Here is a 26,164-nt window from a genome sequence, read left to right as displayed (position 1 = left end):
AGGAAGTCATGGACAGGCCCCGTCCCGCCGGACTTGACCGCAGGCAGTTTCTGCAGAGACTGGCCGCGGCCGGTCTGCTCGCCGTGCCCGGAGCGAGCCTGCTCTCCTCGTGCGCGACCGGCGGGGGCGGCCCGAGCACGGCCGCGCAGGGCGCCGTCAGCGCGCAGAACCCGCTGGGGGTGGCCGCGGACGCGCCCCTGGACGTCGTGATCTTCAACGGTGGGTACGGCGAGGACTACGCCAAGGTCCACGAGCAGCTCTACAAGGACCGGTACCCGCAGTCGACCGTCAAGCACACCGCCACGACGCAGATCGGCCCGGAGATGCAGCCGCGGTTCGTCGCGGGCAACCCGCCGGACGTGCTCGATGACACCGGCGCCCAGAAGATCGAGTACGCCGTGCTGGTCAACGACAACCAGGTCGCCGACCTCGGCCAACTGCTCGACGCCCCGTCCTACGACGACCCGAACGTGAAGGTGCGCGACACGCTGCTCCCCGGCGTGATCGAGCAGGGCACCTTCGGCAACAAGTTCGTCGCGCTCAACTACGTCTACGAGACCTACGCAGTCTGGTACTCCAAGCCGCTCTTCGAGCAGCACGGCTGGCAGGTCCCCACCACGTGGGACGAGATGATGGCGCTCTCCGAGCAGATCAAGGCCGCCGGCATCTCTCCGTTCGCCTACGGCGGCACGAACGCCGCGGACTACGTCCTCGACCTCAACCTCGGTTCGGCCATCAAACAAGGCGGCATCGACGTCGTCACGAAGATCGACAACCTCGAGCCGGGCTCCTGGAAGCAGGACACCGTGGTCGCCGCGACCCAGCGCGTCGAGGAGATGGTCCGCAAGGGCTACTTCATGCCCGGCTCCGAGGCTCTCAAGCACACCGAGGCGCAGACCTCGTGGGTGCAGGGCAAGGCGGCGTTCTACGTCTCGGGCTCCTGGCTGGAGAACGAGATGAAGGGCATCTCGCCCGCGGACTTCACGATGACCATGGCGCCGGTGCCGGTGCTCGACAGCAGCTCGTCGATGCCGGTCGCGGCCCTGCGCACCCAGCCCGCCGAGGCGTTCCTCGTGCCCGCCCGGGCCAAGAACGTCAACGGCGGGATGGAGTACCTGCGGATCATGCTGTCCAAGCAGGGCGCCTCGAAGTTCGCCGAGCTCACCGCCTCGGTGCCCGGCGTGAAGGGGGCCACCGACGGTATCCAGAAGACGCCCGCGCTCGAGTCGCTGTCGGCGGGCCTCGCCGCCGCCGGCAGCAACGTCTTCAGCTGGCAGTTCCGCACCTGGTACGCCTCGTACAGCACGCTGCTGAAGACCGAGATGGGCAACTTGCTGGCCGGCCGCACCGACGCGAACGGCTTCCTCTCGGCCATGCAGACCGAGACCGACCGCCTCGCCGCGGACGCGAGCATCACCAAGTACAGCCGCTGATCAAGTACAGCCGCTGACCGGACCGGATACTGGGGTCGCCGTGCGCTACGGAAAGTACCGCTTCATCGCGAGCTTCCTGGTCGTCCCGCTGGTGCTCTACATCGTCTTCGTGGTGTCGCCGTACCTGCAGGCGTTCTACATCTCGATGACCGACTGGCGGGGCTTCTCGGCCGAGCAGAACTTCATCGGGTTCGCGAACTACGCGGAGCTACTCGGCGACGCCCGGTTCTGGCGGGCGATGGGGCACAACGGGCTCATGCTGCTCGTCGTCCCTGCTGTCACGATCGTGATCGCGCTTTTCCTCGCCACCATGACCACGGTGGCGGGGAGGCGCGGCTCGGTCGCCCGCGGCGGCGTGCGTGGATCGCGCTTCTACCAGGTGATCTTCTTCTTCCCGCACGTCGTCCCGCTGGTCATCGCCGGTGTGCTTTTCGCCTTCTTCTACAACCCAGAGGCGGGCCTGCTCAACGGGCTGCTGCGGATCGTCGGGTTCGACTGGCTGACCCGCGCGTGGCTGGGCGACACCACGTTCGCCCTGCCCGCGGTGATGGCGGTGCTGATCTGGGGCGCCGTCGGCTTCTACTACGTGGTGTTCAGCGCGGCGATGAAGTCGCTTCCCACGGACGTGTTCGAGGCGGCCGTGCTCGACGGCGCCGGCCGGTTCCGCACGTTCCGGCACGTCACGCTGCCGATGATCACCGACAGCATCCAGACCTCCTACATCTACCTGGGGATCATGGTGCTGGACGGGTTCGCGTTGCTGCAGGTGATGCTGCCCGACGGCGGGCCCGACGGGTCGACGGAGGTCGTCGCGCAGTACCTCTACCGGACCGCGTTCACGGACGGCCGGTTCGGTTACGCCTCAGCGATCGGCGTCGCGCTCTGCCTGGTGACGCTGGTGCTCGCCGTGATCGTGCTGCGGATGGGCAACAAAGAGCGGGTCGAGTACTAGGACTACTAGGAGTCTGTGATGGCGATCGAGACCCCGGCGCCTGCCGCGACGCGGCCTGCACCGGCGCGCAGGCCGCGCAACCGCGGCGGCGTGGACGGCTCGGCGGGCGAACGCACGCTCAACGTGTTCTCCCACGGGTTCCTGGTGGTGTGGGCCGTGCTGGTGGCGGTGCCGCTGCTGTGGGCCCTGATGACGGCGTTCAAGTCCGACCGCGAGATCTTCAGTAGCCCATGGAGCCTGCCAACCGAGTGGCACGTCGAGAACTTCGTGCGGGCCTGGACCACGGCCAACATCGGTCGCTACTTCCTCAACAGCGCGATCGTCGTCTGCGCGGCGGTGGTGCTGGTGATGCTGCTCGGCGCGATGGTGGCCTACGTGCTGGCGCGGTACGAGTTCCCGGGGCGCAACGTCATCTACTACACGTTCGTCGCCGGGATGACGTTCCCAATCTTCCTCGCGCTCGTGCCGCTGTTCTTCGTGGTGCAGAACGTGGGGATGCTCGGCACCTACCACGGCCTGATCCTCGTCTACACCGCGTACGCGCTGCCGTTCACGGTCTTCTTCCTCACGAGCTTCTTCAAGACGCTCCCTGGGGCGCTCGTCGAGGCGGCGATGCTCGATGGCTGCTCGCACGCGGGCGCGTTCTTCCGGATCATGCTGCCGCTTGCCCGGCCGGGGATGATCAGCGTCGGCATCCTCAACTTCCTGGGCCTGTGGAACCAGTTCCTGCTGCCGCTGGTGCTCATGCCGGACAACGACCGGTACGTGCTCTCGCAGGGGCTCGCCGTGCTGGCGGCCAACCAGGGCTACCGCTCCGACTGGAGCGCGCTCTTCGCCGGCCTGGTGATCGCCCTGCTCCCGGTGATTGCCGTCTACGTCGTGTTCCAGCGCCGCATCCAGGAAGGACTCAACGTGGGAGCACTCAAGTAGCCGTCCGTACTGATCGGGATGCCTTTCCCGGCGCGTGTCCTGCGCCACGCTGAAGGAGCCGATCCTGCGGCGTACTGTGCTGGCGTGGCAGGCGTGAAGGTGCGCGTGCAGGCGCTGCGGTGGGGGTTTCGCGTCCTGTTCGGGCTTCCGTCGCGCGTCAAACGCACACTCGCCGGCGCCCCGATCCGGCTGGACGGGCAGGAACTCGACCTCGACCTGCAGCTACTCGGCTGGGTCGACCGGCTGCTCAACAGCTCTGAGGGCGGCACCGTCGACGAGGTTGCGCTCGCCGAGCAGCGGCGCCAGGCCGACCTCGCCGCCGAGCTCGTGGCCGACAGCCTGCTCGACGTCGTGGAGGCCCAGGACCTTGCGGTGCCCGGCGCCGTCGGGCCGCTCCCCGCGAGGCTGTACGTGCCGCCTGCCGTCCCGGAGTCCGCCGGGCTGATCGTCTACTTCCACGGTGGCGGGTTCGTGCTCGGGAGCCTCGCCTCCACCGACCCCCTGTGCCGGCTGCTCGCCGCGCAGTCGGGGGTGCGGGTGCTGTCGGTGGACTACCGGCTCGCTCCGGAGGACCCATACCCGGCGGCGCTGGAGGACGCCATCGCGGCGTACCGCGCGGTGCAGGAGAACGCGGCGGCCCTCGGGGCCGACCCCGACCTGATCGCGGTCGGCGGCGACAGCGCGGGTGCCAACCTCGCGCTCGTCGTGGCCCACCAGCAGTCCGTGCTGGGCCGGCCGGTGCCAGCCTTCGTGCTCGCGCTCTACCCCGTCACCGACGCCGAGCGCACCGGCGGCTCACGGGAGCTGTTCGGCACCGGGTTCGGGCTCACCGTCGAGTACCTCGCCGAGCTGGAGCGGCTCTACCTCCCCGACGGCGTTCCGTCCGATGACAAGCGCGGCGCGATCCTGCGTGCCCGCGACCTTTCGCGGATGCCGCCGGTCTACCTCTCGACGGCGGGTTTCGACCCGCTGCGTGACGAGGGTGAGGAGCTGGCCGCGCGGCTGCGCCGAGCGGGCGTGCCAGTGGTCGCCCGGCGGTTCCCGGGCCTCGTGCACGGCTATGCGAGCTTCACCGCGCTGAGCGCGGCAGCCCGCGACGCCACCCTCGACGCCGCGAGCGCTCTGCGCGCAGGGCTCGGCCCGGTGGAGAGCATGCGCCCGGCCGCGCGCCGCAGTGCGCGGGCGGCCAGGCTGCTGAGCGACAGGCGCCGGCTGGCCGGCAGCTGACGCCACCTTCGGGGATCCGATCCTACGATTCTGATAATCTGAATCCGTGGTCGAGCTCTCTGCATCCGAGGCCGCTCGCCGGTTCTCCGCGGTGCTGGACGGCGCCGAGGACGGCGAGACCTACGTGATCACCCGGGGTGGCCGCCGGGTTGCGATGATCGTGCCCGCACCGCGCGCCAACGGCGGGGCGGTGGTCGACGTCTTCAGGCGCTGGCAGGGCCAGCTGGTGCTCGACGACGACTTCGCCGACGCAGTGGCCACCGCGGGCGAGGCCCCTGCCGAACTGGACGCTGATCCGTGGCGCGTCTGATCCTCGACACCGGGGTACTCGTCCAGGCAGTCCGCGGGAAGATCGACCTGGCTGCGTTCGGCCCGGGCGACGACATCGCGCTGCCGGCCGTCGCCCTTGCCGAGTACCTCACCGGAGTCGAGCGCGACGCCGACCCTGCGCGGCAGGCGGCCCAGCGCGCGTTCCTCGACGAGCTGCTCGCCGTCGTGCCCGTCGTCGACTACACGCCCGCCGTCGCGGCGCACCACGCCGCGCTGCTGGCCCACGTGCGACGCTCCGGACGTCCCCGCGGAGCCCACGACCTGATGATCGCAGCCACGGCGCGGGCCACCCGCCGGCTCCTGCTGTCCACCGACGAACAGGCGGGGTTCGCCGAGCTGCCTGACGTGCAGGTACGCCTTGTGCAGGTCTGAGCGTCACCCGCGAGCCTTGAGCACGGCCAGTGGCCTCGACCCGCAGCTTGTCGAGGCGCAGGTCGTCGAGCAACGCGGCGATGGACGCGAAGTCGGGGTAGGGCAGGACCGGACGGTGATTACGGGTGCGGACCACCCGCGACGGCGCCTGCGCGCACCCAGCCCCTGGCCCGACACCAGGACTTGGGGCTCGACCGGCTGGCCGAAGCCGAGCACGCTGCATGCTCACGACGCGATCGGACCGTTCGCCGGAATGTTGCAGGCACAACTAGCGTTCCGAGTGGTACGACCAGGCCGACGACGAGAGGATGCAGCGATGCCACAGCCGCAGGGCGCCCAGCTGGAGGCCGTGAAGGCCCGCCGCGCCGAGCTCAAGGAGAAATACCTGCTGGCCCCGTCGGAGCGGCCGGCCACCACGGTGCGTGGGGTGCACCACCTCGCGCTGATCGCACGTGACGTGGAGCAGACCATCCAGTTCTACCAAGGGCTGCTGGGCTTCCCCCTGGTCGAGCTGGTGGAGAACCGCGACTACGCCGGCTCGAGCCACTTCTTCTTCGACATCGGCAACCGGAACCTGCTCGGCTTCTTCGACTTCCCCGGGCACGACCACCCGGACTTCACGGAGACCATCGGCGGCGTGCAGCACCTCGCGCTGTCCACGTCCCCCGAGGAGTTCGATGCCGCGCGCAAGCGGCTCGACGCGGCAGGAATCGAGTACCTCGGCCCGGACCGGGGTGTCGACAACAGCCTCTACATCCGCGACCCCAACGGCATCGGGATCGAGTTCTACCGCGAGGAGCTCGGCAAGTTCGAAGGCGAACCGCTGCTCTCCTCCTGATGCTCGCCGGGCGCGCAGTGGCGCCCGCCATGGAACCGAACCACCCCCTGGTGCGTCCCTCTTGATGCAACTCGACCATGCTCATGGTCGGCGACGGGGATGGTGAAGAGGATGGACGAGTACGGAGGCCGCGGCGAGCAGCCGCCTGGCCGCCCGCCAGGCCCGCCGCCCCGCCGCGGTGGTGGCCCCGGCTGGGGACAGCCGCAGCGGCCCCGCCCTCCGGCGGGGCCGCCGCCCTACGGCGGACCGCCCGTCGGCCAGCCGTACCCGCCGCCGCCCGGGCACCGCCCGCCTCCCTTGCAGCGCACGGCGCTCCTGCCGCAGGGCGTCGTCCGTCCACAGGAACGCCCCGGTGGCCCGCCCCCGCTGCGCCCGCGCGGCCCCCGCCCGACCGGCAAGCGCCCGCGCTGGGGCCGGCGCATCGGCGTGTCCCTCCTGGTGCTGGTGCTGCTGGTGGTCGGGTTCGCCGTCTACATCGACAGCACGCTCAGCCGCGTGCCCGCGCTCCCGTCCGACAGTGCCACCTCGTCGCAGGGCACGAACTACCTGATCGTCGGCTCCGACAGCCGGGCCAACCTCACCCCGGAGCAGCGGGCCCAGCTGGCCACGGGTGATCCCGAGTCGGAGCTCACCGACACGATCATGATCCTGCACACCGGCAGCGGAGCGCCCACGCTCGTGAGCCTCCCGCGCGACTCGATGGTCGACATCCCCGGCCACGGACGGCACAAGATCAACTCAGCGTACGGGCGCGGCGGCGGCGCGGACGGCGGCGGGCCGGAGCTGCTCGTGCAGACCGTGGAGGGTGCCACCGGACTGCACATCGACCACTACGTCGAGATCGGCTTCATCGGGGTTGTCTCAGTCGTCGACGCGGTAGGCGGTGTGGACATGTGCATCCCGGAGGCGATCAACGACCCCAAGGCGGGCCTCGACATCCAGGCCGGCTGCCAGAACCTCGACCAGGCCACCGCGCTCGGATACGTCCGCACCCGAGCCACGAGGACGTCCGACTTCGGGCGCGTCGAGCGGCAGCGGGCGTTCATCTCGGCGCTGCTGGACAAAGTCACCAGCCCTGCCGTGCTGCTCAACCCGTTCCGGATCGTGCCGCTGGCCACCGGGCTCTCCAGCGCGATCACGGTGGACGGTGGCGACCACGTGTGGAACCTCGCGCAGCTCGGCCTGGCGATGCGCGGGCTCGGCGAAGGGGTCTCCACCACCGTCCCGGTGCGCGACGGCGTGGTGAACTGGGACCGCCAGCGCGCCGCCGCGCTCTTCGACGCGCTCGCGGCCGACCAGCCGCCACCGAAGAACGCGCTCGGCCCCTGAGGCTGCACGCCCCTCAGGCGCGCGGGAGGGCGTCCAGGCGCGCGAAGGCGGCGTCGATCTCGTCCGACAGCGTCAGCGGGTCGGTGGCCGTGCGCTGCACGGCGTGCAGGCAGGCCAGGCCGAGCTGGATGGCGAGTGCCGCGGCGGCAGGCGTCGCGCCGTGCTCGACGAGCACCGCGGTGACCGCGTCGGCCTGCTGCTGCTGCTTGAGCAGGTACCTGGCCTGCAGGTCCGGGTTGTCCCGGAGCAGGCGAGTAAGTGCCGCTGTGCGGTCGGGCGAGTCGGTCCAGCCGGCCTGCCCCGTGCGCACGGCGTCCCGCACGACGTCGAGCGAGTCGCCCACGGCGTCGCCGATGGGGGCGCGGGCCGCCGCCTCGGCAGTGATCCGCTCGACTGTGTCGGCGAAGCCCAGATCGCGCTCGGAGAAGAGCACCTCCTGCTTGTCGCCGAAGTAGCGGAAGAACGTGGTGCGCCCGACCTCGGCGAGCGCGCGCAGCGGATGCGGACCATCGTGCGCGACGAGTTCGGCGGTGTTCGGCGGTCCGTTGGGCTGATCGACGACGTGTACCGGGAGGCCGGCCTCCCTCTCCGAACGGGGAGGCCCGTTTAGCGGCGCCTCAGGCCGGCTTCCGGGTGCGCTTGCGGGTGGCCGGCTCCTCCTCCTCATCGGCGGCCTTCTTCTTGGCCGCCGGCTTGCGCGCAGGCGCCTTCTTCTTCTCGGCGGGCTCCTCGGAGGGAGCAGCCTCCGCGGGCTTCCCGCCCCCGGCCGTCGCCCGGGCCGCCTCCACACTCGCCTGGAGTGCGCTGAGGAGGTCGGTCATGCTGTCCGGGCCCTCGTCGGCCTTCGCGGCCACCGGGGCCGGGCGGGTCTCGCCGGTGGTGCGCTTGCGCTCGATGAGGTCGACGACCGCGTCGCGGTACTCGTCGTGGAACTGGGTGGGGTCGAAGTCAGCGCCGAGGCTCTCCACGAGCGACGCGGCCATCGTGAGCTCCTGCGGGCGCAGCTCGACGTCGGTGTCGAGCACGTCGAACTCGGGTTCACGCACCTCGTCGGGCCACAGCATCGTCTGCAGGACGATCGCCTTCTCACGGACCCGCAGCAGAGCGAGCGTCTCGCGCTGGCGCAGAGCCACCCGGACCACGGCCATGCGATCGGTCTGCACGAGCGCCTCGCGCAGCAGCGCGTACGGCTTGGCCGCCTTCGCCTCGGGCTCGAGGTAGTAGCTCTTGTCGAACAGCAGCGGGTCGATCTGGTCGGCCGGGACGAACTCGATCACGTCGATCTCGTGCCCTGACGCGGTGGGCAGCGAGTCGAGGTCCTCCTCGTCGAGGGTGATCAGCTCGCCGTCCTCGGTCTCGTAACCCTTGATGATGTCGACGTAGTCCACCTCCTCGCCGTCGATCGAGCAGGTGCGCTTGTACTTGATCCGTCCACCGTCGGCCGCGTGCACCTGGTGGAACCGGATGTCGTGGTTCGTCGTGGCCGAGTACAGCTTCACCGGCACACTGACCAGACCGAACGACACGGCGCCGCTCCACATCGCGCGCATCAGGGGCCCCTGTTCCCTTCGCCGAGTACCACACTGCGTGATTCCTCTTGTGGGTGCCAGCATGGCGGCGTGCAGCCCATGCTCGCCACCCCTGGAGCCCTCCCGGATGGTCCGGAATGGTTCTTTGAGGTGGTGTGGGACGGACTGCGGACGCTCGCCGACGTGGCCGACGGGCGGGTGCGGCTCACCAGCCGCAGCGAGCGCGACGTCACCGTCGGCTTCCCCGAGCTCGCCGACCTGCCGAAGATCGCTCCCGACGTCCTGCTCGATGGTGAGGTCGTGCTCCTGGAGAACGGCGTGCCGAGCTTCGGTGCGCTGTCCGACCGCCTGCACGGGCCCGTGAGCCCGCGGCTGGCGCAGCTCCGGCCGATCACGTTCATGGTCTTCGACGTCCTTCGGCTCTACGGGGTGCCGCTGCTGGATCGGCCGCTGGAGGAGCGCCGCGGCACGCTGGAGCGGCTGGACCTGGCCGCCGTGCCTGCCCTGTCGCTGTCGCCCACCTACACCGACGGTCAGGCGCTGCTCGAGGCCACACGGCAGCGCGGCATGGCCGGAGTGGTGGCGAAGCGGCGTGACGCGGTCTACCGGCCGGGTGCGCACGGCGCGGACTGGACGAAGATCGTCCACCGGCCCACCCAGGCGTGTGTCGTCGGCGGCTGGCGGGAGCGCGGTACCGGAGGCCGGATCGGGGCGCTGCTGCTCGGCGTGCCCCACGGTGCCGGCCTGCGCTACGTGGGCCGCGTCGACACCGGCCTGGTCGGCGAGGCGATGCAACGGGCGCTGCAGGAGCGGCTGGTCCCCGCCGAACGCTCCCCGTTCGCCGAGCCGCTGTCCCGACCGGACGCGGCGGGCGTCCGCTGGTGCGCGCCGCTGGCCGTCGTCGAGGTCGGGCACTCCGGCCGGGACGCCGGTGGGCGGCTGCGCCAGGTCGTCTTCCGGGGTGTTCGCGACGATCTGGACCCCGAGCACGTCGAGCTCGACGTCTGACGGGATCGATTCGGAAACTGCTCTGTCCTCCGCCGCCTACGGAGTGCAGGATGTTGTGGATCAACCCTCGAGGTGGAGGTGCCCAGTGGACATGGCCGTTCACAAGATCAAGAATCTGAACCCTGGCGGCGAAGTTGGCGAATCACCCGACGCAGCCCCCGTAGGGCACTGAGTGTCACTCAGGGCGATCGCAACTGCTCAGTGTCGTCTACGGTGGTGCCGGTGACGACGATGCTGACGTGGCAAGCCGAGGACGGCCACGGGCTCGAGGGCACCCGGCTGCTGCTCGGAACCGGCGGGTTCCGGGCGCTCGGGCGGCTCGTCCGGGCCGATCCGCACGGCGGATTCACCGCCTCCTACCGGCTGTTGGTCGGCGACGACGGCACGCTCGAGCGGCTCTCGGTCACCAGCGCCACCGCGGAGCGCGAGCGCCACCTGACCATCAACCGCACGGACGACGGCATCTGGCTCCTCGACACGGGCACCGGCACGGGCAGCACCCGTGCGGACTTCGCGCAGGCTGTCGACGTCGACCTCGCGTTCAGCCCGATGTTCAACACGCTCCCGATCCGGCGTTTCGGGCTGCACCGCAACATGGGCGAGCACATCGTGCCGATGGTGTACGTGTCGCTGCCCGACCTGGAGGTGCGTGCGGTGGAGCAGACCTACCGCACCGTCTCGGAGCTGGACGGCGAGGACGGGCACGCCCTCGTCGAATTCCGGTGGGAGGACTTCACCGCCGAGCTGGTGGTCGACGCGGACGGCGTGGTGGCGAGCTACCCGGGGCTGGCCCGCCGGCTGACCGACGGGGTCCCTCAGCCCACTGCCTGACGGGCGGCGGTCGGGGCTGCGGCGCCTCAGCCCGCCCAGCCGACAACCGCGTCGCCGCGGCGGCCGATGTCGCGCAGCTCCGCGAGCGATGTTCTCCCGCGCCGCACCCGCACGCCCTGCGGGTCGCGCGCCGCGGCCCACCGCATGCGACCCGCGTGCCCTGCGCGGACCGTGGCTTCCAGCCCGCCGGTCGAGGCGAGTGCCCCGCGCATCGCCCCGAGCCTGCCCAGCGCGTCGTCCACAGCGGCGAGCAGCGCGTCCCGGTTGCCCTCACACATGGCGAGCACCAGCTCGGGCCGCGTGCCGGCCACCCGCGTGCCGTCGGCGAACGAGGAGGCGGCGAGCGCGAGCGGGAGGTTGTCGGCACCGTCGGCACCGACGGCGGCGAGCACCGCGGCGAGCAGGTGCGGCAGGTGCGACACCCGCGCCACGGCGAGGTCGTGCTCGTCCGCCGCGGCGGGCACCACCCGCGCCCCGCACGCCCACGCGAGCTCGGCGACGTCGCCCCATACGTCGAGGTCGATCCCGTCGTCGGCGGCCACCACCCATGCCGCGTCGGCGAAGAGACCCGCCTGGCCGGCGGCCCAGCCCGAGTCGGCCGTGCCGGCCATCGGGTGCCCGCCGACGAACCGCGCCCGTGGCGCGTAGCGGGCCACGGCGTCGGCCACCGCGACCTTGACGCTCACGGCGTCGGTGAGCCGGCAGGTCGGAGCCACCGCGTCGACGCGCCGCAGCACCTCGGGCAGCACAGGGAGCGGCACGGCCGCCACGACGAGCGCATCGGCCTCGCCCGCCCTGCGCAGCGCGGCATCGGTGTCGGTACCGACGTCGAAGCCGTCGGCACCGGCTTGCTCCGCCGTCTCCTCGGACGCGCTGGTTCCCCACACCGTCCGGCCCGCCTTCTCGGCTGCCCGCATCAGCGAGCCCCCGATCAGACCTGCGCCGATCACGCACACCGCCCGCTCAGTCACGCGCAGAAACGCTACGCGCGCGCTACTCGATCTCCGCATCGGCCCAGCGTGCGACAGCCCAGCGCGCGCCAGCTCAGCGTGCGACAGCTCAGCGTGCGACAGCTCCGGCGACCCGCAGCACCCCGCGCTCCTCCAGCCGCACCCCGACCACCTGCACCCCGGCGGGCAGCCCACCGTCGGCGACCTCGCCGGGCACCGACACCGCGGGCCAGCCCGTGAGGTTGAACGGAAGCGTCAGCGCGAGCAGTTCGGGACGCACGGGCACCTGCGAGCCGCCGACCTCGACGGTCTGGGCGCCGATCGGGGTGGCGCGCAGGCGGGTGGTGGGCAGCACGAGCACGTCCACGTCCGCCACCGCCGCCCGCAGCTTCCGCACGAGCCGCTGCCGCGTCCGGAGCGCGTCGACGTAGGCGCGGGCGGGCTGGTCGGCGAACGGGAGCAGGCGCTCGCGGGTTGCGCGCTGGTAGTCCTGCGGGCGCTCGGCCAGCCACGTCGCGTGGGTGGCATAGGCCTCGGCGCCGACGATCGTGGAGTAGGTGGCCGCCAGCTCCTCGATCATCGGGGTCGACACCTCCACGATCGAGGCCCCGCGCGCCCGCAGCCGCTCGACGGCGGCGGCAGCGGCGGCGTTCAACGCCGGATCGAGCGCCTGCCAGTACCCGTCGACCGGGACCCCGACCCGCACGCCGTCCACGCCCGGAGCCTGAATCCCGCCGCCCGTGCCGTCCGGCCGGACCAGCACGTCCCACGCGACGGACGCCGCGTGCACGTCAGCGGCAAGCACGCCGACGTGGTCGCAGGTCTCCGAGAGCGGGAACACCCCGTCCGTGGAGAGCGCGCCGAAGGTCGGCTTGAGGCCGATCACACCGCACAGCGCGGCGGGGGTGCGCACGCTGGCACCTGTGTCGGTGCCGAGCGCCAGCGGGAGGTGCCCGGCGGCGACGGCAGCGGCAGAGCCGGACGACGAACCGCCGGTGATCCGGTCCGGGTCGTGCGGGTTGCGCGCCGGGCCGGTGGCCGCGGCGTCGCCGGTGGGGCCGTAGGCGAACTCGTGGGTGTGCAGCTTCGCGACGATCACCGCGCCCGCCTCGCGCAGCCGGGCGACCACGGCGGCGTCGGCCGCGGCAGGCGGGGCGTCGGCGCGCACGAGGGAGCCGGCCCGCGTTGGGAGCCCGGCCACGTCGAAGATGTCCTTCACACCGACCGCCACGCCGTGCAATGGCCCGCGCCACTCGCCGCGTGCCAAGTCGGCGTCCAGCGCCGCGGCCTGGGCCCGTGCGCCTTCGGCGTCGAGCGTGACGACGGCGTTGTGGGTGTCGGTGCTGAGCCGCCCCACCACGTCCTCGACGTGCTCGGCGACCGAGAGCTCGCGGGAGCGCAGGGCCATTCCCAGCTCGAGCAGCGAGACCGGCATCGCGGCGGCCCCGGCCATCACAGGCCCGCCAGCGCGAGACCGGCGTACACGGCGACCCCCGCGGCCATGGACTCCTCGTCGAAGACGACCCGGTTGGAGTGGTTGGGCGGGGCCGCGGCAGGGTCCAGGTGCGGCGGGCAGCCGCCGAGGAACGCGAGCGCGCCGGGCACCTCGGCCAGCACGTAGGAGAAGTCCTCGGCCCCCATGATGGGTGTCGGCATCGCAGCGACCCGGTTCCGGCCGAGCACTGTGCCCGCGAGCGTGCCGACCCGGCCTGCCGCGTCGTCGTCGTTGATCGTGACGGGGTATCCGGCGTCGATCTCCACCTCCGCGCTGCAGCCGTAGGCCATCGCGGTGTACCTGCAGACTCGGCGGATCTCGTCGTGCACCGCCGCGCGGGTGGTCTCCGACAGCGTGCGGAGCGTGCCCTCCATGAACGCCGTCTCCGGGATCACGTTGTTGGTGGTGCCGGCGGTGATGTGCGCGATGGTCAGCACAGTCGGATGGTGGGTGTCGATGCGGCGGGTGACCGCGGTCTGCAGCGCCCCGACCATCGCGGCCGCTGCGGGCACCGGGTCGAGGGCGTCGTGCGGGGCTGATGCATGGCCGCCCCGTCCGGTGACCGTGATCCGCACGGTGTCGGCGGCGGCCATCAGCGGGCCGGGACGGACGTGCACCTCGCCTGCCGGGAGCGTGGCGCTGATGTGCAGGGCGTAGGCGGCGTCCGGGCGTCCGGCCGGGCCGGACCGGTCGAGCAGTCCCTCGTCGATCATGTAGCGGGCGCCGTGGAAGCCCTCCTCGCCCGGCTGGAACATGAACAGCACCCGCCCGGCCAACTGGTCGCGCCGCTCGGCGAGCACCCGAGCCGCCGAGGCGAGCATGGCCACGTGGGTGTCGTGGCCGCAGGCGTGCATCGTGCCGTCAACCTGGGACGCGAACGGGAGACCCGTGTCCTCCGACATCGGCAACGCGTCCATGTCGCCGCGCAGCAGCACGGTCGGCCCGGGTCGCCCGCCCTCGAGCACGGCCACGACGGAGCTGACCGACCGGCCGAGGTGCACCTGCACCGGCAGGTCGGCGAGTGCGGCGACGACCGCGTCGCGAGTGCGGGGCAGCTCGAGCCCGACCTCGGGCTGGCGGTGTAGGGCGCGACGCAGAGCAACCGTGCGGGGCTGGACGCTGCGCGCCTGGGCGTGCAGACCGGTGAACGAGGCGGCGTCCGGCGACATGACATGATCCTCGCACCTCGGGAAGGTGACGTGCGTACCAAGTCTGGGTTGTGGTTTGGAGCACAGTCGCTCGGAGGCTTACCGTATGGTCATGGCGGTGCAGAGTGTCAAGGCGCTCGCGGACGTACGGGAACAGGCCCTGCCCGGATATGCCGTCGCGGCGATCCGGGAGGACGGTCATTGGCGCTGTACGCGACTAGCACACGAGGCGCTTGCCGACCTCGACGTCGCCATCACCGAGCTGCGTGAACTCCGGTCCACGGGGGCCGTGCTCGGGCTGCTCGACGTCGACGACGAGTTCTTCGTGCTGCTGCGGCCCACGCCGGCCGGGGTCTCGCTGATGCTGTCCGACGCCGTCGCGGCGCTGGACTACGACGTGGCCGCCGACGTGCTTGACCTGCTGCGTATCGAGCACCCCTGCGAGGACGATCTCGACGCGCCGCCGTGGCCCGAGGGCGACCTGGGGATCTTCGCCGACCTCGGCCTCCCGCCCGACGAGCTGGAGGTCCTCGCCGCCGAGGTCGAGTTGTACCCCGACGAGCAGCTGGCGTCCATCGGGCGGCGCTGCGGGTTCGGCGACGCGCTGGCCGAGGTCGTCAACGACACCGGAGCGCGGTGACCCCACCGCCCCCTGGTGTCCCGCGCCGGAAGCCCGGTGCGTACATCGGTGGAGCTGGGCCGCCGGGATATGGGCCGCCGGGATATGGGCCGCCGGGATATGTGGTGGACTTGCGGCGCGGGACACTGACCTCCGACGAGGCGCTGGTGCGGCGGGCGTTGGAGGTCGCGGCCGAGGCGCCGCAGACCGGGGACGTCCCGATCGGTGCCGTGGTGGTCGACGCGGCGGGCCGGGAGCTGGCCGCCGCGTGCAACGCCAGGGAGGCGCTCGCCGACCCGACGGCCCATGCCGAGCTGTTGGCGCTCCGCGCCGCCGCAGCGGTGCGGGGGGAGTGGCGGCTGGAGGGCTGCACGCTCGCCGTCACCGTCGAGCCCTGCACGATGTGCGCGGGCGCGCTGGGGCTCGCGAGGGTGGCGCGGGTGGTGTTCGGGGCGTGGGAACCGAAGACCGGGGCCGTCGGGTCGCTGTGGGACGTGGTGCGCGACCGACGCCTCAACCACCGTCCCGAGGTGGTGGCCGGCGTACTCGCGGAGGAGTGCGCGGCGCTGCTCGAGTCGTTCTTCGCGGCGCAGCGCTGACCCGCCGGCCCCACAGGGGCGTATCCGCCCAGTGAGAGTCCCGGGTGTCCGAGGCCACCCCCCACTCAGCCTCGGGCACCCGGGCTCACCCCCGCGTCCTGGTCGCCGCCGATCCTTGCGGAAGCCATCGGCGGTGGCCGGACGATCTAGAGGGTGCCTTCCGGCGCCGCGCCGCAACAGGCAGAGCGACCGGCAGAAGTGCGAGCTGCCGGTGCCGCCGTTCGGACCAGTGAGTGAGCGATTACCGCTGGTCACCGGTAAGTGATCTCGCCGGAGGAACTGCCGGTGCCGTGCGAGACTCTGGCTGCAGGGACGTCGCGTGAGGGGGTGCGCACGAGTGGCCGGTCCGGCCGGGGAGTTCGGTGCAGCGCTGCGTCGTCGCCGGACCGAGGCGCTGCTCACCCAGGAGCAGCTCGCCGAACGCACCGGGCTGAGCGTCCGCACCATCCGTGACCTGGAACGGGGCCGGGTCCGCTACCCGCGTCCCGGATCGGTCCGGCTGCTCGCCGACGTCCTGGCGCTCGCCGGGGCCGAGCTGGGCGAGTTCGAGGCGCTCGGCCGCCAGCACTACTGGACGGAGCGGGTGGCCGAGGTTCGCAAAGCGGCCGTCGACGGCCACCCCTCCGGGGCCGACCCCGTTCCGGCCGACCGGCCCGTGCCGGCCCAGCTGCCCGCCGACGTCGCAGGCTTCACCGGACGCTCCGACGTGATGGCCGAGATGGATGCGCTGCTGGCCGACAGCGATGCGGGCGCGGTGTCGATCACCGTGCTCGCCGGGGCGCCGGGGGTGGGCAAGAGCGCGCTGGCGGTGCACTGGGCGCACCGCGTGCGGCACCGTTTCCCGGATGGCCAGCTGTACCTGAACCTGATGGGCCACGCGGCCGCGCCGCCGCTCTCCCCGGCGGAGGCGCTGACCAGGCTCCTGCGTTCGCTCGATGTGGCGCCGGACCGGGTACCGACCGACGCCGCGGAGGCCGCCGCGCTCTTCCGCAGCCTGCTCGCCGACACCCGCACGCTGGTCGTGCTCGACGACGCCCGGCAGGCCGACCAGGTGCGGCCGCTGCTGCCCGGCGGCCCGGGGTGCCACGTCCTGGTGACCAGCAGGGTCGCCCTTCCGGGGCTCGTGGCCCGCGACGGGGCCCGCAGGCTGACGCTCTCCGCCCTCGATCCCGTGGACTCCCGGGCGCTCCTGGTGCGGCTGCTCGGCAGCGAGCGCGCGGCGGGGGAGTCCGCGGCCGTCGACGAGCTGGCCCGCCTCTGCGGGCACCTGCCGCTCGCCCTGCGCATCGCCGCGGCCAACGTGCTCGGGTCGTCCGGGCTTCCGGCCGGACGGGTCGAGGCATTCGTGGAGCGGCTGCGCAGCGGCAACCGGCTCGCCGAGCTGGCTGTGCCCGCGGACGCCGACGCGATGGTGCGCGGGGCGTTCGACCTCTCGTATGCGGCGCTCCCGGCGGCCGCCCGGGAGCTCTTCCGGGTGCTGTCGGTGGTGCCCGGGGGCGACGTCACCCCCACGACAGCTGCCGCGATGCTCGACGTCCCCGCAGACGACGGGCGCAGGCTGCTGGAGCAGCTTGCCGGGGCGCACCTCGTCGAGCAGCCGGTGCCAGGGCGCTACGCCCAACCCGACCTGCTGCGCCTCTACGCCGCCGAACAGCTCGCCTCCGACCCGGCAGGCCGCGAGGCCCCATGGGACCGGCTCCTGCGGCACTACCTCGACGTCCTCGACGCGGCGTCGCTGCTGTTGCACCCCGAGGCCCTGCGCCTTCCGCGGGACGGCGCCCCGGGCGAGGGGTCACTGCGGTTCGCCGACCAGCGGGAGGCGGCGGCCTGGATCGACGCCGAGCTGCCTGCGCTGCAGGCTGTGGTGCTGCGTTCCGCCGATCGCGGCCAGCCTGCGGCCGCCTGGAAGCTGGTCGACGCGCTGGGCGCCTACTTCCAGCTGCGTGGCCCCGTGCTGCCGTGGCACACGATGGCGGCGAACGCGTTGGCTGCAGCCGAGGTGGCCGGCGACGACACGGCCCAGGCCATGGCGCACCTCAGCATCTCGGCCGCGTTCCTGCGCCAGGACCGCTACGCCGACGGCATCCGCCACGGCGAGCGGGCACTCGAGCGGGCGACGGCCGCCGGATGGCTCGACGGCGAGGTCGGCGCGCTGCGGGCGCTCGGCAACCTGCTCCGGCTGAGCGGCCGCCCGGACGAGGCCACCGACCACCTGGAGCGTGCGCTCGCCGTCGCCGACCGGGCCGACCTGCCCTCACGCGCGTCGATCATCGCGAACATGGCTGTCGTCAACCACGAGCAGGGCCGGCTGGGAGCCGCGGCGCTGCACTTCACGCACGCCCTGGAGCTGCTGAGCCCGGCGACGTCGCGGGCGGCGCAGGTGCGTACCGACCTAGGCGACGTGCTGAACGGGCTGGGCAAGCCGGAGGAAGCGCTCGGTCACCTGCAGGCCGCGCTCGTCGTGCACCAGGAGCTCGGCGACCGCGGCCAGGTCTCCTACAACCTGCGCTGCCAGGCCGAGGTGCACCGCGACGCCGGCCGGTGGGTGCAGGCGCACGAGCTGGCCGACGCCGCAACCGCCATCGCCCGGGAGATCGACGACCAGCGGTTGCTCGCGCAGGCCCAGGAGACGACGGCGAGCGTGCACCTCGCCGCGCAGCGGTACGGGCAGGCGCTCGTGCTCTTCGACACGGCGCTGGCAGCGGCCACCCGGATGACCAACCGCTATGGGCAGTCGCAGATCCTGGCCGGCATCGCGGCTGCTCACCTCGGCCGTCAGGACGCCGTGCCGGCGCTCGCGGCGGCGGAAGCCTCGCTGGACATCGCCCGGCGCGGGGGCTACCTGTTCCTGGAGGGCCAGGCGCTCGCCGCCGCGGCCGGGGCGGAGCTGTTGCTGGAGCGGCCCGAGGTCGCGCTCGAACACGCGCGCGCGGCCGTCGCGGCACACGATCGGAGTGGGTATGTGCGCGGACAGGTGATCGCTGCCCGTGTTTTGGATCTAGCCGTAACGCGGAGCAGGGTCGGTTCGTAAGAAGGGGTATGGAGTCCTCTACCGCAACCGCCACGCCATCGTTGCGTGCGGTCGTCGCGGCAGTCGTGCTCGTCGCCGCTGTCCTCGCCATGCTGCTGCTCGCGGCAACCCAGCAGGTGGCCGTCGCCTCGCCGGCGTCCGGAACGACAATCAGCCAGGCCGCGGTCGGGCCGGACTGCTGCGGCCGCGGATACCCGTAACTCCTTCACCCCAACTCACCGCCGTCGGTCGGCGCCGATTCAACCGAGCCGGCCGGCGGCGATCACCCTGGCGAGGAACTGCCGGGTGCGCTCCTGTACCGGCTTGCCCAGCACCTGGTCGGGCGGGCCGGCTTCGAGTACGCGCCCGCCGTCCAGGAAGCACACCCGGTCCGACACGGTCCTGGCGAAGCCCATCTCGTGGGTCGCCATGAGGATCGTCATGCCGCCGTCGGCCAGTTCCCGCACGATCTGGAGCACCTCGCCGACCAGTTCGGGGTCGAGTGCTGACGTGATCTCGTCGAGCAACAGCAGCCGCGGCCGCACAGCCAATGCGCGGGCGATCGCCACCCGCTGTTGCTGACCACCCGACAGCCGATCCGGGTGCGCTCCCGCGAAGCCCTCCAACCCGACGCGGCGCAGCAGCTCCCTGGCCCGCTCGTCCGCCTCACCGGCGGGAACCCCGTGTACCACGCGAGGCGCAAGCGCGATGTTCTGCAGCGCCGTGAGGTGCGGGAACAGGTTGAACGCCTGGAACACGATCGCCATCCGCCGCTGCGCGGCGGCGGCATCGGCGCGCGGGTCGGAAACGTCCGTGCCGTCGAGGAAGATCCGGCCGTCGTCGATCTCCTCCAGCAGGTCCACGCACCGCAGCAGAGTGGACTTGCCCGACCCCGACGAACCGATCAAGGTCACCACCTGGTGCTCCGCGACGGTGAGGTCGATGCCGCCGAGCACGGTCGTGGCGCCGTACCGCTTGACGAGGCCGCGTACCTCCAGCACCTGGTTGGTCATGCCCTCGGTCATGCCCACCCCTGCCGCCGGGCCGACCTGGCCGCCAGTGCGTCGGCGACCCGCCCGGTGGGGATCGCGAGCAGTACGAACAGCACCGCCGCCAGCACGTACGGCGTGAAGTTGAACGTCCTGGCCGACTCGATCTGCGCGGCCCTGATGGCGTCGACCGCGCCGAGCACCGAGATCAGCCCGACGTCCTTCTGCAGCGCGACGAAGTCGTTGAGCAGCGGCGGTAGCACCCGGCGCACCGCCTGCGGGAGCACCACCAGCCGCATCGACTGACGGTGGGTGAGTCCCAGCGAGCGGGCGGCGGCGCGCTGCGACGGGTGCACTGATTCGATCCCGGCCCGGAAGACCTCTGCCACGTACGCCGAGTAGACGAGGATCAGCGTGATCGTGCCGAGCACGGCGGTGTCGGTGGGCACGCCCGGCAGCCGCAGAGCCGGGAGCCCGAACCCGATCAGGTACAGCGCGATCAGGAGCGGGACCCCGCGGAACAGGTCGACGTAGCCGGTGGCCAGCGCCCGCACCGGGAAGAACACCGGGCCGCGCAGCGTGCGCAGCACCGCGATCGCCAACCCGAGCACGAGGATCCCGGCCTCGGCGACGACGAGCACCCGGACATTGAGCCAGAGGCCCTCGAGCACCGCCGGCAGCGAGGACCACGCGATGGCCGGGTCGAGGAACGTGTCCTGGACGCGCGGCCAGCCGGGTGAGCTGGTGATCCCGACGGCCACGGCCCCGGCGAACAGGACCGTCGAGGCCAGCGCCACGAGCGTCGAGCGGCGCGCGCGCGACCTGCGGTAGCGCAGCCGTTCCTGCGCGAGCGGGCTCAGCTCAGGGGCCGCCGCGCTGGTCGTCCCTGCGGTCACTGCAACTCGGGCGCGTTGCCCGCCGACGCGAGCCACTCCTGCTCGATCGAGGCGAGCGTCCCGTCCGCGCGGAGCGAGTCGACGGCCGTCGAGACGCATCCGGTGAGCGGGCTGCCCTTGTCGAGCACGGCGCCGAACTGCTCAGGGGTGCCGGTGCCGGGAGGCAGTTGCCCGACGATTCGCGCGCCCTCCAGTTCGGCCGAGGTGAGGAAGAAGGCCGTCGGCAGGTCGACGACGATCGCGTCGACCTGCCCGTTGGTCAGCGCCAGCTTGGCATCGTCATTGGTGTTGAAGACCGCGGGCGTCGAGGCGGGCCGGATCTGCTGCTGGATGGCGTCGAGGCTGGTGGTGCCGACCTGGGCGCCGAGCCGCGCGTTCGCCAGCGCGGCGATGCTGGTGGCCCCGGCCAGCGGGTTGTCGGCCATCGCCACGACGGCCTGGCGGACGTCGTAGTACGGCGAAGAGAAGTCGACGGCCTGCCTGCGCTCGTCGGTGATCGAGAACTCGGTGAGGTTGAGGTCGTAGGTCTTCGGCCCCGGCTGGATCGCCGCGTTGAAGGGCACCCGGGTCCAGGTCACCTGGTCGCGGGAGTAGCCCAGCTTGCCGGCGATCGCGTAGGCCACCGCGCTCTCGAAGCCGCGCCCGGAGGCCGGGTCGTCGTCGAGGTACCAGGGCGGGTAGACCGGCTGATCGGTGCCGATCGTCAGGGAGCCAGGGGTGAGCGTGGGCAGCGCCCCCGGTTCGCAGGAGGCGCCCGACGCCGGCGGGGCCGCCGCCTCCGGTGCCGGCGCGCAGGCCGCAGCGGCGAGGACGAGTAGAGCCGCCGCGAGGAGGCGCTTGACCGGGAGCGGTGAGATCACGCGGGGATTCTGCCGTATCCGAAGTACCGCACTGACATTGCAGATGTTCAACGTCTGCAATGTCACCTTCCGAACGCCCCAGGGGCGGTCAGTGCGTCTGCGGTCGGCCCAGGCGGGCCTTCGTCTCCTCCACGTCCATGCCGTGCAGGCGCAGCAGGTTCTCGCCGAGGATCTTGCGTTTCGCCTGGTCGGTCAGCTGCGGGTAGCCGTATCCCTCGCACAGGTCCTGCGGGATCTGGAACTCCTTGAACGCCCGCAGGGCCCATTGCGGCTGCCAGATCGGCGCCTCGGACCCATAGACGATCTTGTCTTCTCCGCACCAGAACAGCAGCTTGCCGATGGTCTCGGCGAACTGCCGGGGTGACCGGACGATGAAGTTGAGTGTCGCCGCGATCGACGCGTAGAGGTTGGGGTGTCGGATGAGCTGCCAGCACACCTCGTCGAGGAACGGCAGCCCGACATGGAAGATCACGAAATTGATGTCGGGGAAGTTCGCGGCCGCCCCGTCCATGTCCCAGGTCTGGGTCGCCTCGATGGGCTGCGGGCCGAGCGGCACGCCCTTGTGCACGCCGATCAGGTTGATCCCCAGCTCCTGCGCCTTCTCGAACACCGGGAACGCGACCCGCGGGTCGTCCATCCGCCACGGGAATGGCGAGCCGTAGTCGTAGCGGACGTTGTAGAACTTGAACGCCTTGGCGCCGAACTCCCCGACCTGGCGCTCCATGAGGTCGAGCGCCCTGCGCCCCTCGAGCGGGTTCACCGAGCCCCAGAAGACCGTCCGCTCCGGATCACGAGCAGCCAGTTCCGCGCAGTCCTCCCACGGGGACAGGCCGTCGCGGAACAGGTCGGTGAGCGGCAGCGGCATCGCGACGAGCATGTCGGTGTCGGAGTGGTCGTAGACCATCTCGTGGATGTCGGCGGGGGTCCAGTCCTTGAGGTAATCCTCGGCCGAGAGCTTCGGTTCGGTGTCCGGCGTCAGGACCTGGTGGAAGGCGTAGAGGTGGTTGGCGAACATCTCGCCCGGCTGGCCGAAGGCGTTCTTCGGGGTGAAGTTGAACGGGTGTGCGACCCCGTCGAACACGAACGCGTCGCCGATCATCGGCTGGCCTCCTGGGTCTGATGCCCGGTCTGCTGCGGGCGGTGGGCGGCGATGTAGGCGTCCCGGTCGGGGATGGCGGTCGGCGCGGGCAGGAACCGCAGCTTCTGGACGGCGGACTCCGACAGCCGGTCGGTGGTCCAGGCTTCGTCCCAGACGATCTCGACCTCGGCGCTGTCGATACCGGGCTGGCCGGCCACGGCCTCCTCGACCTCGCTCAGCACCCGGGACGCGAACGGACACCAGCCGGAGGTGAGCAGCAGTTCGACGCGGGCGTGGCCGTCGGTCACAGCGACCGAGCGGAGCAGCCCCATGTCGACCACGGAGATCCCCTTCTCGCGGCAGCAGGGGTCGTAGACGTCGGCGAGGGCGGCCAGCGCCCACTCCGGGATGGCGGGACGCGAATCCATGCCGTGATCATGTGATGTGCGTCTCGGGGCCGGAAGGGCGGCGATTTCAGATGGTGGCGCTACCGGTCAGGCCACCCTCACCCCACCGACAGCGCCCGGGAGACCCGGGCCGCGCAGGTGCTCAGGGCCTGCCGCGCCCCGGTGTGGTCGCGCAGCGCCGCGGGAGAGGTGACGAACCCGAGCGCGGCGGGCCCGGTCGCCGTTGCCACCGGGGCGGCGAGGCAGCGCACGCCCACGGCGTACTCCTCGTCGTCGACGGCCACCGCGTCCGGGCTGGGCAGCCGTAGCCTGCGCCGGTCGACGACGGTGCGGGGCGTGAGGTCGTGCAGCGGGTGCCGCGCGAGGTAGTCCTCGCGGTCTGCAGGCGGCAGTTGCCCGAGGATCGACTTGCCCAGCGCCGTGGCGTGCGCCGCGTCGTGCACCCCGACCCACAGGTCGATCCGCGGGGCCTTCGGCCCGTCGACGATCTCCACGATGACGATCTCCCCGTCCACGTGCCGGGCGAGGTAGATGCAGCTGCGCAGTTCGTCGCGCAGCCACTCCAGCGCTGGGCGGGCGTGCACCACCCCGCGCACGGCCGCGCCGTGGCGGCTCACGACGTCGAGTCGGTGGCCGAGCACGTACGAGCCGTCGTCGAGACGCTGGAGGTAGCCCTCGTGGGCGAGGGTGCGCAGCAGGTGGTACACGGTGGGCAGCGGCAGCCCGGCGGCCCTGGCGATCTCCTTGGCGTGCGCCCGCCCGTCGCGCTCGGCGACCACCTCGAGCAGCCGCAGCGCACGCTGAACCGACTGGATGAGGGTCGGACCTCTCCGCTCGCCCACGTCGCCGCTCCTTCGCGGGATGCTCGTTCCCGAGCGTGGCAGAACCGCGCCCCGATGGGAACGGCCGTGGGCCGGGCGGGCGCAGCGCGGTGGCGGCGCCCTTGTAAGGTTGTCGGCGGTAGCGTGTCCGAGCGGCCGAAGGAGCACGCCTCGAAAGCGTGTGAGGGTTCACGCCCTCCGTGGGTTCAAATCCCACCGCTACCGCCACTGAACAGGGCGAACGCCGGGCCTCCCGCTGAGGGAGCGCCCGGCGTTCGTCGTCTGGTTGCAGTTCTGGTTGCAGTCGCGACCCCGCTGCTGGGCGCGAGAGCATCTGGTGGAGGCGCGGGCGGAGTGCTCAGCAGTGCGCCGACGCCCACGAACTCACCAAGACCATCGCAATCAGTCGGCCTTGAGGACGAAGAACAGGAAAGCCAGGAAGCGGGTGTCGGACAGCGTGGCGAACTCCTCCGGGAACATCTCCGGGGCCCCGGGCACGGCCGGCGGCTCGCTGATGACCTCGACCCGGAAGCCGGCCGCGGTGAAGGCGTCGGTCATCGCGTGCAGCGGCCGGTCCCAGAAGGTCAGCCGGGTGCTGCCCCCGCCCATAGTCCACTCCTCGGTGCGCTCGGTGACCCCGAAGTAGTTCGCCTTCTCCCCTGCCAGGCGCCTAGTGGTCGCGAGGACGAACGGATGTTCGACCGAGGCGATGAGCCGCCCGCCGGGGACCAGCACGCGGTGCAGCTCGGCCAGGGTCGGTCCCCAGTCGCGCAGGTAGTGCAGCACCAGGGACGCGACGACGTCGTCGAACGCGGCGTCGGCGAAGGGCAGCGGCTCGGCCAGGTCGGCGACCCGCAGGTCGGCGTCGGGGCCGAGTCGGCGACGAGCCAGCTCCAGCATGCCCGCGCTCGCGTCGATGCCGGTGACGCGGGCACCGCCGTCGCGCAGGGCGGCGGACAGGGGTCCCGCGCCGCACCCGGCGTCGAGGATCCGTCGCCCGGTCACGTCGCCGGCGAGCTCCAGCATCGCGGGCCGCTCGTAGTGGGCGTTGAGGAGGCTGACCTCGTTCTCGGCCGCGTACCCCTCGGCGATGGGGTCGTAAGCGGCCCCACCGGCCGGCTCAGCGAGACGTGCATGATCTTTTGAATCCGTAGTCACACGGCTGATCGTGGCAGCCCGCGCTCGGCCACTTCTCGTGACGGATCCGGATCGTTGCGCGGTGGTGCCCCCGTCGATGGACTCCACAGCAAGCCGCCCACCTGATTGGCAACGTCGCGTCGTACTGCAGCGACAACGTGTTGGTATCGCGCCGCCATCGCGGTGCTGGACCAGCCCATCACTCCCGGAGGGGAATCCGCTGAGGGCAGTTACCGCCGAACTTGTGGCCGCACGGCGTCGCGCAGCCGTGCTGCCACTCGGCCGGAGCCGGCTCCGCATGACGACCAGGGTCCCGGCGTCCAGGTCGACGCCTTCCCACCGCAGCCCCAGCGCTTCGCGTCCCGTCGAATTGCCCTGCGAGGATCTCGAGGCCGAACCATGCCGACAGATACGCGAACGTCGACAGTGGCGACCCGGGGGCACCTCGTGGACCGAAGGAGCACGTCACAATGGGCTCATTGAAGAACAGGATGTCGAAGTTCGCGAAATCCTCGAAGGGGAAGAAACTGCGCGACAAGGCGATGCAAAAGGCCAAGGACCCCAAGGCGCGGGAAAAGATCGCCAAGAAATTCGCCAAGAAAGGCTAATGTCGCTCACATATCGCGCCGACCGCTCCGCCGCACGGAGGCCTCCCTGTGGTCCCGTCCAGCCGGGCATCGGCCACTGAAGCGGGGCGCACCTCGGCCGTAGCTGAAGCCGCCGGCCGCCCTGACCTCGCCAGACCTATCGAGGACCGCCAACGTGTCAATCATTCGAGTACCACCCGTGCGGAAGTAAGGGAGACCAGGATGTTCAAGCAGATGTCCGACATGGAAATGTGGACACCGTCTATCGCCAGGCTTCGCTGATCTGGAGAGCTCGTTCGTACTGGGTGCGGGCGCCCCTGAGCTCGCCGAGGTCGTGCGCCAGATCGTCACGTCGCCGTCCGGCGCCGGTAGCGTGGCGATCATGGGCGAGGTTGCGCACGAGTCCACGGATCTCCTTTTCGGCGCGGTCACCGTGGCCGTGGACGTGGCTGCGGGGCTGGTCAGTGTGCAGGGTGAGCGGATTCCCACGACCATCGTTGAGCGGACCGCCGAGGTGCCGCTTCAGGCGTACGTGCCGATCGGCACTCGCAATCCGGGCGCGTTGCGGTTGCCCGTGGGAGGTGCGCGGGAGTGGCTGCGCCCGTCTCGTGGCCGGCTCAGCCGTCGCTCCTATCGGGTGCGGGCCCGGCTTGGCTCCGCTGATCTGTTGTTCACGCCGCGGAGTCCTACCGAGTCACGGCTGGTTCGGGGCACGTCGTATCGCGGGGACAACGAGTTGGGCGGGTTTGCGCGGATGACCGGCGGCGCGGTGGTCGTGGAGTGGAGTCG

27 protein-coding genes and 1 tRNA gene are annotated in these 26,164 nt (G+C 71.7%); 16 read left to right on the top strand and 12 right to left on the bottom strand.

Features of this window, described 5'->3' with window-relative positions; translation table 11 throughout:
* Window positions 1-8 precede the first annotated feature (8 nt).
* The 8 genes from ngcE to ABD143_RS04655 all read left to right on the top strand — a co-directional run bounded on the left by ngcE (window position 9) and on the right by ABD143_RS04655 (window position 7,411).
* Window positions 9-1,433 (top strand): N-acetylglucosamine/diacetylchitobiose ABC transporter substrate-binding protein, encoded by a 1,425-nt coding sequence (gene ngcE, locus ABD143_RS04690; RefSeq protein ID WP_343971786.1) that lies wholly within the window; start codon window positions 9-11, stop codon window positions 1,431-1,433.
* Window positions 1,434-1,473: 40 nt separating this feature from the next.
* Window positions 1,474-2,385, top strand: a complete 912-nt coding sequence (locus ABD143_RS04685) for a carbohydrate ABC transporter permease (protein ID WP_343971784.1) — start codon at window positions 1,474-1,476, stop codon at window positions 2,383-2,385.
* Between the two features lie 18 nt (window positions 2,386-2,403).
* Complete coding sequence (locus ABD143_RS04680; RefSeq protein ID WP_343971781.1) at window positions 2,404-3,315, top strand: carbohydrate ABC transporter permease; 912 nt, start codon at window positions 2,404-2,406, stop codon at window positions 3,313-3,315.
* 84 nt (window positions 3,316-3,399) lie between these two features.
* Window positions 3,400-4,542: an alpha/beta hydrolase gene (locus ABD143_RS04675; RefSeq protein WP_343971778.1), complete on the top strand. Its 1,143-nt coding sequence runs from the start codon at window positions 3,400-3,402 to the stop codon at window positions 4,540-4,542.
* A 46-nt stretch (window positions 4,543-4,588) separates the two neighbouring features.
* Window positions 4,589-4,852, top strand: coding sequence for a type II toxin-antitoxin system Phd/YefM family antitoxin (locus tag ABD143_RS04670; RefSeq protein WP_343971775.1), 264 nt, complete (start codon window positions 4,589-4,591; stop codon window positions 4,850-4,852).
* Window positions 4,840-5,244, top strand: coding sequence for a PIN domain-containing protein (locus ABD143_RS04665; RefSeq protein ID WP_343971773.1), 405 nt, complete (start codon window positions 4,840-4,842; stop codon window positions 5,242-5,244). Before ABD143_RS04670 ends, ABD143_RS04665 begins: the two co-directional genes overlap by 13 nt.
* 316 nt (window positions 5,245-5,560) lie before the next feature.
* On the top strand, window positions 5,561-6,082 hold the full coding sequence (locus ABD143_RS04660) for a VOC family protein (RefSeq protein WP_343971770.1): 522 nt from the start codon (window positions 5,561-5,563) through the stop codon (window positions 6,080-6,082).
* A 111-nt stretch (window positions 6,083-6,193) separates the two neighbouring features.
* Window positions 6,194-7,411, top strand: a complete 1,218-nt coding sequence (locus tag ABD143_RS04655; RefSeq protein WP_343971767.1) for an LCP family protein — start codon at window positions 6,194-6,196, stop codon at window positions 7,409-7,411.
* Between the two features lie 13 nt (window positions 7,412-7,424).
* Here the strand turns inward: ABD143_RS04655 and ABD143_RS04650 are convergent, their stop codons facing one another.
* The gene (locus ABD143_RS04650; RefSeq protein WP_343971764.1) at window positions 7,425-8,078 is read right to left on the bottom strand and encodes a TetR/AcrR family transcriptional regulator; all 654 of its coding nucleotides are present in this window, start codon (window positions 8,076-8,078) and stop codon (window positions 7,425-7,427) included.
* Complete coding sequence (ku, locus tag ABD143_RS04645) at window positions 8,029-8,961, bottom strand: non-homologous end joining protein Ku (RefSeq protein ID WP_343971761.1); 933 nt, start codon at window positions 8,959-8,961, stop codon at window positions 8,029-8,031. The genes ABD143_RS04650 and ku overlap by 50 nt, the downstream gene beginning before the upstream one ends.
* Window positions 8,962-9,039: 78 nt before the next feature.
* On the opposite strand from ku, the gene ABD143_RS04640 reads away from it, so the two are divergent.
* Window positions 9,040-9,948, top strand: a complete 909-nt coding sequence (locus ABD143_RS04640) for an ATP-dependent DNA ligase (protein WP_343973327.1) — start codon at window positions 9,040-9,042, stop codon at window positions 9,946-9,948.
* 231 nt (window positions 9,949-10,179) lie between these two features.
* The gene (locus tag ABD143_RS04635; protein ID WP_343973324.1) at window positions 10,180-10,779 is read left to right on the top strand and encodes a putative glycolipid-binding domain-containing protein; all 600 of its coding nucleotides are present in this window, start codon (window positions 10,180-10,182) and stop codon (window positions 10,777-10,779) included.
* Window positions 10,780-10,805: 26 nt separating this feature from the next.
* Here the strand turns inward: ABD143_RS04635 and ABD143_RS04630 are convergent, their stop codons facing one another.
* The 3 genes from ABD143_RS04630 to ABD143_RS04620 all read right to left on the bottom strand — a co-directional run bounded on the left by ABD143_RS04630 (window position 10,806) and on the right by ABD143_RS04620 (window position 14,393).
* Window positions 10,806-11,750: a prephenate dehydrogenase gene (locus tag ABD143_RS04630; RefSeq protein ID WP_343971758.1), complete on the bottom strand. Its 945-nt coding sequence runs from the start codon at window positions 11,748-11,750 to the stop codon at window positions 10,806-10,808.
* A gap of 88 nt (window positions 11,751-11,838) precedes the next feature.
* Window positions 11,839-13,182, bottom strand: coding sequence for an amidase (locus ABD143_RS04625; RefSeq protein ID WP_343971755.1), 1,344 nt, complete (start codon window positions 13,180-13,182; stop codon window positions 11,839-11,841).
* Entirely contained in the window at window positions 13,182-14,393 is a 1,212-nt protein-coding gene (locus tag ABD143_RS04620) for a M20 metallopeptidase family protein (RefSeq protein WP_343971751.1), read from the bottom strand. The genes ABD143_RS04625 and ABD143_RS04620 overlap by 1 nt, the downstream gene beginning before the upstream one ends.
* Window positions 14,394-14,484: 91 nt before the next feature.
* On the opposite strand from ABD143_RS04620, the gene ABD143_RS04615 reads away from it, so the two are divergent.
* From ABD143_RS04615 to ABD143_RS04600, 4 genes are all read left to right on the top strand, one after another.
* Window positions 14,485-15,012, top strand: coding sequence for a tRNA adenosine deaminase-associated protein (locus tag ABD143_RS04615; protein WP_343971748.1), 528 nt, complete (start codon window positions 14,485-14,487; stop codon window positions 15,010-15,012).
* Between the two features lie 101 nt (window positions 15,013-15,113).
* Complete coding sequence (locus ABD143_RS04610; protein WP_379659592.1) at window positions 15,114-15,590, top strand: nucleoside deaminase; 477 nt, start codon at window positions 15,114-15,116, stop codon at window positions 15,588-15,590.
* A gap of 337 nt (window positions 15,591-15,927) precedes the next feature.
* Window positions 15,928-18,621: an ATP-binding protein gene (locus tag ABD143_RS04605; protein ID WP_343971744.1), complete on the top strand. Its 2,694-nt coding sequence runs from the start codon at window positions 15,928-15,930 to the stop codon at window positions 18,619-18,621.
* A gap of 8 nt (window positions 18,622-18,629) precedes the next feature.
* Window positions 18,630-18,821: a hypothetical protein gene (locus ABD143_RS04600; protein WP_343971742.1), complete on the top strand. Its 192-nt coding sequence runs from the start codon at window positions 18,630-18,632 to the stop codon at window positions 18,819-18,821.
* Window positions 18,822-18,860: 39 nt separating this feature from the next.
* Here ABD143_RS04600 and ABD143_RS04595 read toward each other — a convergent pair whose 3' ends face one another.
* The 6 genes from ABD143_RS04595 to ABD143_RS04570 all read right to left on the bottom strand — a co-directional run bounded on the left by ABD143_RS04595 (window position 18,861) and on the right by ABD143_RS04570 (window position 23,672).
* A complete protein-coding gene (locus ABD143_RS04595; protein ID WP_343973321.1) occupies window positions 18,861-19,613 on the bottom strand; it encodes an amino acid ABC transporter ATP-binding protein in 753 nt (250 codons plus the stop codon).
* An 8-nt stretch (window positions 19,614-19,621) separates the two neighbouring features.
* Complete coding sequence (locus tag ABD143_RS04590; protein WP_343971739.1) at window positions 19,622-20,485, bottom strand: amino acid ABC transporter permease; 864 nt, start codon at window positions 20,483-20,485, stop codon at window positions 19,622-19,624.
* The gene (locus ABD143_RS04585; protein WP_343971736.1) at window positions 20,482-21,345 is read right to left on the bottom strand and encodes an ABC transporter substrate-binding protein; all 864 of its coding nucleotides are present in this window, start codon (window positions 21,343-21,345) and stop codon (window positions 20,482-20,484) included. The genes ABD143_RS04590 and ABD143_RS04585 overlap by 4 nt, the downstream gene beginning before the upstream one ends.
* 88 nt (window positions 21,346-21,433) lie before the next feature.
* Entirely contained in the window at window positions 21,434-22,444 is a 1,011-nt protein-coding gene (locus ABD143_RS04580) for an amidohydrolase family protein (RefSeq protein ID WP_343971733.1), read from the bottom strand.
* The gene (locus ABD143_RS04575; RefSeq protein ID WP_343971730.1) at window positions 22,441-22,851 is read right to left on the bottom strand and encodes a metal-sulfur cluster assembly factor; all 411 of its coding nucleotides are present in this window, start codon (window positions 22,849-22,851) and stop codon (window positions 22,441-22,443) included. Before ABD143_RS04575 ends, ABD143_RS04580 begins: the two co-directional genes overlap by 4 nt.
* Before the next feature lie 77 nt (window positions 22,852-22,928).
* Window positions 22,929-23,672: an IclR family transcriptional regulator gene (locus ABD143_RS04570; protein WP_343971727.1), complete on the bottom strand. Its 744-nt coding sequence runs from the start codon at window positions 23,670-23,672 to the stop codon at window positions 22,929-22,931.
* Window positions 23,673-23,789: 117 nt separating this feature from the next.
* On the opposite strand from ABD143_RS04570, the gene ABD143_RS04565 reads away from it, so the two are divergent.
* Window positions 23,790-23,879, top strand: a tRNA-Ser gene (locus ABD143_RS04565).
* Window positions 23,880-24,053: 174 nt separating this feature from the next.
* Here the strand turns inward: ABD143_RS04565 and ABD143_RS04560 are convergent.
* Window positions 24,054-24,809 (bottom strand): class I SAM-dependent methyltransferase, encoded by a 756-nt coding sequence (locus tag ABD143_RS04560; protein ID WP_379659591.1) that lies wholly within the window; start codon window positions 24,807-24,809, stop codon window positions 24,054-24,056.
* A 449-nt stretch (window positions 24,810-25,258) separates the two neighbouring features.
* On the opposite strand from ABD143_RS04560, the gene ABD143_RS04555 reads away from it, so the two are divergent.
* On the top strand, window positions 25,259-25,396 hold the full coding sequence (locus ABD143_RS04555; RefSeq protein ID WP_343971724.1) for a hypothetical protein: 138 nt from the start codon (window positions 25,259-25,261) through the stop codon (window positions 25,394-25,396).
* Window positions 25,397-26,164: the final 768 nt, after the last annotated feature.

It is taken from the genome of Pseudonocardia aurantiaca, assembly GCF_039526725.1.
Taxonomy (GTDB): domain Bacteria; phylum Actinomycetota; class Actinomycetes; order Mycobacteriales; family Pseudonocardiaceae; genus Pseudonocardia; species Pseudonocardia aurantiaca.
This window is presented reverse-complemented; position numbering and strand designations above follow the sequence as displayed.